Origin of the sequence: Streptomyces albiflavescens (assembly GCF_014645835.1) — a bacterium.
GTDB classification, from domain to species: Bacteria; Actinomycetota; Actinomycetes; order Streptomycetales; family Streptomycetaceae; genus Streptomyces; species Streptomyces albiflavescens.
The window spans coordinates 235,377-241,942 of record NZ_BMMM01000009.1; the positions used below are offsets into that span (position 1 = coordinate 235,377).

At 70.6% G+C, this 6,566-nt stretch carries 7 protein-coding genes; 4 read left to right on the forward strand and 3 right to left on the reverse strand.

Features of this window, described 5'->3' with window-relative positions; translation table 11 throughout:
- Positions 1-13: 13 nt before the first annotated feature.
- On the reverse strand, positions 14-1,690 hold the full coding sequence (locus tag IEY95_RS24855) for an AMP-binding protein (RefSeq protein ID WP_189188327.1): 1,677 nt from the start codon (positions 1,688-1,690) through the stop codon (positions 14-16).
- Positions 1,691-1,829: 139 nt separating this feature from the next.
- Between IEY95_RS24855 and IEY95_RS24860 the strand changes: the two genes are divergently transcribed.
- Together IEY95_RS24860 and IEY95_RS24865 are read left to right on the forward strand one after the other, a co-directional pair.
- Positions 1,830-2,987, forward strand: coding sequence for an acyl-CoA dehydrogenase family protein (locus IEY95_RS24860; protein WP_189188328.1), 1,158 nt, complete (start codon positions 1,830-1,832; stop codon positions 2,985-2,987).
- Between the two features lie 22 nt (positions 2,988-3,009).
- Entirely contained in the window at positions 3,010-3,408 is a 399-nt protein-coding gene (locus IEY95_RS24865) for a RidA family protein (RefSeq protein ID WP_189188329.1), read from the forward strand.
- Between the two features lie 240 nt (positions 3,409-3,648).
- Here IEY95_RS24865 and IEY95_RS24870 read toward each other — a convergent pair whose 3' ends face one another.
- Positions 3,649-3,843 (reverse strand): DUF5999 family protein, encoded by a 195-nt coding sequence (locus IEY95_RS24870; RefSeq protein WP_189188330.1) that lies wholly within the window; start codon positions 3,841-3,843, stop codon positions 3,649-3,651.
- A gap of 254 nt (positions 3,844-4,097) precedes the next feature.
- Here IEY95_RS24870 and IEY95_RS24875 point away from each other — a divergent pair, with 254 nt between their 5' ends.
- The gene (locus tag IEY95_RS24875; RefSeq protein WP_189188331.1) at positions 4,098-4,538 is read left to right on the forward strand and encodes a DUF6299 family protein; all 441 of its coding nucleotides are present in this window, start codon (positions 4,098-4,100) and stop codon (positions 4,536-4,538) included.
- Positions 4,539-4,641: 103 nt separating this feature from the next.
- On the opposite strand, the gene IEY95_RS24880 is transcribed toward IEY95_RS24875, so the two are convergent.
- Positions 4,642-4,989 (reverse strand): VOC family protein, encoded by a 348-nt coding sequence (locus IEY95_RS24880; RefSeq protein WP_189188332.1) that lies wholly within the window; start codon positions 4,987-4,989, stop codon positions 4,642-4,644.
- A 189-nt stretch (positions 4,990-5,178) separates the two neighbouring features.
- On the opposite strand from IEY95_RS24880, the gene IEY95_RS24885 reads away from it, so the two are divergent.
- On the forward strand, positions 5,179-6,555 hold the full coding sequence (locus IEY95_RS24885; RefSeq protein ID WP_189188333.1) for an FAD-binding oxidoreductase: 1,377 nt from the start codon (positions 5,179-5,181) through the stop codon (positions 6,553-6,555).
- Positions 6,556-6,566 lie beyond the last annotated feature (11 nt).

Below are 6,566 nucleotides of genomic sequence, written 5' to 3' on the forward strand. Positions count from 1 at the left end.
TAGTGCTCGAAGATCACTTGGGATCGCCGCCTGTGGACAACTCACTCTCCGGGGCGGGTGGCGGCATGACGTCCGGACCGGCGTCTTTGCGCAGCCGGAACCGCTGGAGCTTGCCCGTCGCGGTGCGCGGCAGCGCGTCCAGGAAGACGATTTCGCGGGGGCATTTGTACGGCGCCAGCTCGGACTTGAGGAAGGTGCGCAACGCCTCCGGGTCCTTGCGTGAGCCCTCCCTGAGGACCGCATACGCCACGACGACCTGCCCGCGCGCCTCGTCGGCCTGCCCCACGACCGCCGTCTCGACCACGTCCGGGTGGCGCAGCAGCGCGTCCTCGACCTCCGGGCCCGCGATGTTGTACCCCGCCGAGATGATCATGTCGTCGGCGCGGGCGACATAGCGGAAGTAGCCGTCGGGATCGCGCACATAGGTGTCGCCGGTGATGTTCCAGCCGCCGCGTACGTACTCCCGCTGCCGTGGGTCGGCGAGATAGCGACAGCCGACCGGGCCGCGCACGGCGAGCAGCCCGGGCTCGCCGTCCGGCACGGGTTCGCCGGAATCGTCGACCAAGCGCGCGTGCCATCCCGGTACGGGGACGCCGGTCGTGCCGGGGCGGATGTGCTCGTCGGCCGCGGAGATGAAGATGTGCAGCAGCTCGGTGGCGCCGATGCCGTTGATGATGCGCAGGCCGGTGCGGGTGTGCCAGGCCCGCCAGGTCGCGGCGGGCAGATTCTCGCCCGCGGACACACACCGTCGCAGCGACCCGGTGTCGTAACCCTCCAGCTCCGTCAGCATCGCCCGGTACGCGGTCGGCGCGGTGAACAGTACGGAGACGCGGTGCTCGGCGATCGCGGGCAACAGCTGCTTGGGGCCCGCCTGTTCGAGCAGCAGGGAGCAGGCACCGACGCGCATCGGGAAGACGACGAGACCGCCGAGCCCGAAGGTGAAACCCAGCGGGGGACTGCCCGCGAAGACATCGTCCTCATGTGGCTGCAACACATGCTTCGAGAAGGTGTCCGCTATCGCCAACACATCGCGATGGAAGTGCATACAGCCCTTGGGGCGACCGGTCGTGCCCGAGGTGAAGGCGATCAGGGCGACGTCGTCGGCGGCGGTGTCGACGGCGGCGAACGGCTCGTCCGGTGCGCCCGTGATGCGCAGCAGCAGGTCGTCGGGTGCGTCACCGCCGTACGTGGTGACCCGCAGCCCCGGGATTTCCGCCTTGACCAGGTCGTCGACGGACCGTACGTCGCACAGCGCGTGCGTCACCCGAGCGATCTCGCACATGGTGGTCAGCTCATGCGTGCGCTGTTGCGCCAGTACGGTGACGGCGACCGCGCCGGCCTTCAGCACCGCCAGCCAGCACGCGGCCAGCCACGGTGTGGTGGGGCCGCGCAGCAACACGCGGTTGCCGGGGACGACGCCCAGTTCGCCGGTCAGCACATGGGCGATGCGGTCGACCCGGGCGAGAAGCTGTCCGTACGTCCACAGGTCGCCGGAGGCCGTACGGAAGACGGGGCGCTCGGGCCGGGCGTGGTCGAGGAGCTCGGCGGCGCAGTTCAGCCGGTCGGGGTAGCGCAGCTCGGGCAGATCGAAGTGGAGCGCCGGCCACTGATCGCGCGGCGGCAGGTGGTCGTGCGGGAAGGTGTCGACGTGGGCCGAGGTCGTCGGCTCCGCGGTGTCCCTGGGGTCCATGGCGGTTCGCCCCCTTGTCGTGGTGGGCTCGCACCAGGAGCGTATCGTGTTGGTGACGACAGTCAACGGTTCGCGATAACGTGGAAGGGTGACCCGGCGGGCTCCGATGTACGGCCCGGCGGGGGAGAGGGGACCGGCAATGACCGCATTCTCGCTCGATCCGGCGCGAACCGCCTGGTGTGCCGAGCTGCGCACGCTCGCCGCGGAGCAGCTGCGCCCACTGGCGGAGAAGGGCGAGCCGGGCCACGTCAACCGTCCCCTCGTCGCCGAACTCGGCCGCCTCGGTCTGCTCACCCGTCTGTTCACCTCGGGCGCGCTCGACCTGTGCCTGATGCGCGAGTCCCTGGCCCAGACCTGTACCGAGGCCGAGACGGCGCTCGCCCTTCAGGGCCTGGGCGCGCATCCGGTGCACGCGTACGGCACCGCTGCCCAGCGCGACCGCTGGCTGCCCGGCGTCCGCGACGGCGCACTCGTCGCCGCCTTCGCCCTCAGCGAGCCGGGCGCGGGCTCGGACGCGGCGGCGCTGGCGCTGCGGGCGGAACCGGACCCCGACGGCTCGGGGCACTGGCGGCTCACCGGTGAGAAGTGCTGGATCTCCAACGCGCCCGAGGCCGACTTCTACACCGTCTTCGCCCGGACCGTCCCCGGTGCCGGGGCCCGCGGCGTCACCGCCTTCCTCGTCCCCGCCGACCGGCCGGGCCTCACCGGCGCCCCGCTCGACATGCTCTCGCCGCACCCCATCGGCACCCTCGCCTTCGACGCCGTACCGGTGACGGCGGACGACGTGCTCGGGGAGCCCGACCGCGGCTTCCGGGTCGCCATGCACACCCTCAACCTCTTCCGGCCGAGCGTGGGCGCCTTCGCCGTCGGCATGGCGCAGGCGGCGCTGGACGCGACCCTCGCGCACACGGCCGGGCGGGACGCGTTCGGCGGCAAGTTGAAGGACCTTCAGACGGTGGCCCACCAGGTCGCCGAGATGGCGCTGCGCACGGAGGCGGCCCGCCTGATGGTGTACGCGGCCGCGGCGGCGTACGACGAAGGGGCCCCCGACGTACCCAAGCGTGCCGCGATGGCGAAGCTGCTGGCCACCGAGACGGCCCAGTACGTCGTCGACGCCGCGGTCCAACTGCACGGCGCTCGTGCCCTGAGCCGGGGGCATCTCCTCGAACACCTCTACCGCGAGGTCCGCGCACCCCGGATCTACGAGGGCGCGAGCGAGGTTCAACGGGCGGTCATCGCCAAGGAGTTGTACAGGGAGGCGCCCACGCGCCCGGACGCCGCCGTGGAGGACCAGTGAGCATCGAGACCGTGGAGGCCCAGTGAGCACCGAGCGCGTCAATCCGCCCGACCTCTCCCCGCCCACCGGCTTCTCCCACGCCGTCGTCGCCACCGGCAGCCGCCTCGTCTTCCTGGCGGGCCAGACAGCGCTCGACACGGACGGGAAGGTGGTCGGCGAGACGCTGCCGGAGCAGTTCGAGGTGGCGCTGACGAATCTGCTGACCGCGCTGCGGGCCGCGGGCGGCGCCCCGGCCGACCTCGCACGGGTCACGGTCTACGCCACCGATGTCGCCGACTATCGGGTCCGGGCTCCCGAACTCGGCCGTATCTGGCGGACGTTGGCGGGCCGCGACTACCCCGCGATGGCCGTCATCGGCGCCGCCCGCCTCTGGGACGAACAGGCCCTGGTCGAACTCGACGGCTTTGCGGTGCTGAGCTAGGGGGCTTCTGATGGATCTCCGCGGCGTCGCGACGCCCGGCACGCTTCCCCACTGCCTTAAGGGCGTGGGAGGTGCCCCCACTCGCCGCACCGGACAAAAGCCCTAGTAGCTCCTCCCCCACGCTCGGCTTCGCTCGCGCGGGGGACCCCCATCGAGGACTTCCGCCCGGCACGCCGCGAGCACGCACCGAACGCCGCTCCTTCTTCCACGGAGATCCATCAGAAACCCCCTGGCGAAGGATCAGGCCGCGACGGCCAGCCGCTCGACGAACACCCTGAGCGGAGCGACCACGCTGCCGTCGGGCAGCAGCTCGCCGCTGTCGTCGAAGACGATCGCGCCGTTGCACAGGAGGTTCCAGCCCTGCTCGGGGTGGGCCGCCACGATGTGCGGGGCGTTGGAGTCCGCGGACGGGCACGAAGACTGGTGTGAACACATGGCGCACCTCCACGTCGGATGCGATGGGTCTCGGCGGCGGTGTCGCCGCCCTCGCACATAGAGACCATGCGCGCGCGGCGAACTCATCGGAACAGCCGGCCGTGAAGCGTGACAACACGAGGACAACTCTCGGACCTCGCCGAGACGGACGGTGCCAACTCGCCACCGAAGGGGTGACGATCACCGCCCTCGGGACGCCGGACCGGTACCCATGGAGCCCTCCTTCCAGGCCCCCCGTTCCAGGAGGTACTTCCATGTCCTTGCGCCAGGTCATCGGCGTGGCGGCCATCGGCGCCGCCCTGCTTGTGCCGGTCGCCCCGTCCGCCGTGGCCGTGTCCCCCTCGTACGAACCGTCCGAGCAGGTGACCGTAGACCCGACCGGTCATGTCGCGGCCGACGGAACCATCACCCTCTCCGGCACCTACCGCTGTGTGAGCGCCGCCGGGCCCGTGTTCGTCTCCTCCTCGGTGTGGCAGGGCGATCCCCGCGTGCGCCATGGCATCGGCGGCACCGTGGCGGTCTGCGACGGCGCGCAACACCGCTGGACCAACTCGGAGAAGCGCGAGCTCGGCACCCTCACGGCGGGCAGCGCCCACGTCGAGGCCACCCTGATGGAACTGAGCACCGAGTCGGGCCTCCCGCTGCCGAAGTTCCACGCGACCCGGGAGCAGGACATCACCCTGATCGAGGGGTGAGCACAGACACGGAGCCGCCATCCCGGTGAGGGGTGGCGGCTCCCGTGATGTCCGGCGGAGGGGGGAGCGACCCCGCCTCCCGGAGGACATGCGCGCGGCGCAGTCAGCTGTGGCTGAGGACGTTGACCACGCGGCCGTTGGGGTCCCGGACGAAGAAGCGGCGTACGCCCCACTCCTCGTCGGTCAGCGGGTGCACGATCTCGGCACCGCTCCCTCGCACCTCGGCGTACACCGCGTCGACGTCCTCGACCTCGATGCTCATGTCGGGTGCCACGGGGGCGGTCGCGTCGTCGGTCATCAGGCTGACCTGCACGGCGGGGTTCTCGGCGGAGGCAAGGGTCACGATCCAGCCGTGGTTCATGACTTCCTCGAAGCCAAGCAGGCCGTAGAACTCGGAACTTTCCTTCAGGGCGACTGACTGGACGTTGGGTACGACCCGTCGAACATGCATCTCGCGGCTCCGGTGGTCAGATCGGATGCGTCTGAGGACCGAGTCAGCGTATCGGAGCGCCCTGCCGGTCGCAGTCGGGACGGGAGTCCGGCGTGGATCTTTCGACGGTCTGTCCGGGGACGCCGACAGGGCGCCGCGCGGCAGTTGGATGGTCCCGGAACCGAGACCCCCAGGCGTACGGGAGGCGCGATGCGGTTGACCACATCCCAGGGCGAGAGTGTGCCGGAGCGTGCTGTCACTGAGCTGCGGCAGCGGCTGCGTGGCCCCGTCATCACCGAGGAGGATCAGGAGTACCCGGCCGCGAAGGCCATCTGGAACGCCTACTTCGAACGTCGTCCCGGAGCGATCGTCCGGGTTCAGGGCGCGGCGGACGTCATCACCGCCGTGCGGTTCGCGAAGGAACACGGGGTGCTGCTCGCGGTGACCGGCGGCGGGCACTGTTTCGCGGGCACCGGCAGCTGCGAGGGCGGGCTGGTCGTCGACACCTCCGCGCTGCGCGGCATCAGGGTCGACCCGGGCCGACGGACGGTGCAGGCCCAACCCGGGCTCCTCCAGGGCGACTTCGACGCCGAGACCATGCACTTCGGGCTGGCGGTGACCGGCTCCCAGGAGTCGTACATCGGCATCGGGGGCATGACGCTGGGCGGCGGCCTCGGGTGGCTGGGCCGCCATCGCGGGCTGCTCGTCGACAACCTTCTCTCCGCCGACATCGTCCTCGCCGACGGCGAGATCCGCAGGGCCAGTCCCCAGGACGACCCCGACCTGTTCTGGGCGATCCGGGGCGGCGGCGGCAACTTCGGCGTGGCCACCTCCTTCGAGTACAAGCTCCACCCGCAGGGCGACTGCCTGGCCGGGCTGCTGGCCTTCCCCGTTGCCGAGACGGGTGCCGTGGCCCGCGGGCTGGGCGAGTTCAACAAAACCGCGCCGGACGCGCTCACCACCTCGTTCGCCTTCCTCACCGTGGAGGGCGAACCGGCGGTCGGCCTGGGCTATGTGCACGCCGACCCGCCGGCCGGCGCGGAGGAGGCGGTGGCACCGCTCGCGGGCCTGGGCAGGAAGCCCCTGCTCAACCACGTCGGCGCCATGCCCTATCTCGCCGTGCAGCGGATACTGGACGACAACACCGTGGCAGGGCGGCGGCTGTATGCCCGCTCCTTCCATATGGACGAACTCCATCCGGAAGCCCTCGACATCCTGGGCGACGGCTATGCGAGCAACCCCTCTCCGCTTTCTCTCGTCGGCGGCGGTCTCATGGGCGGAGTGATGGCTCAACTTCCCCCGGACGCAACAGCTTTTCCGCACCGCGACGGATATCTGGTCAGCGTTCTCAGCCAATGGGAGGACGAGAGCGAGGATCAGCAGAACATCGACTGGACCCAGAACGTGTACGAGCGCGTCCTCCCGTACACCACGGGCGGGGTGTACGTGAATCATCTCGGGGACGACGGTCCCGAACGCGTGGCCGATGCCTACGGCGTGAACTATCCGCGGCTCAGGGCACTCAAGACCAAGTACGACCCCGAGAACCTCTTCCGCGTGAACCACAACATCCTTCCGGCCGACTGAGGGCCGGTCGA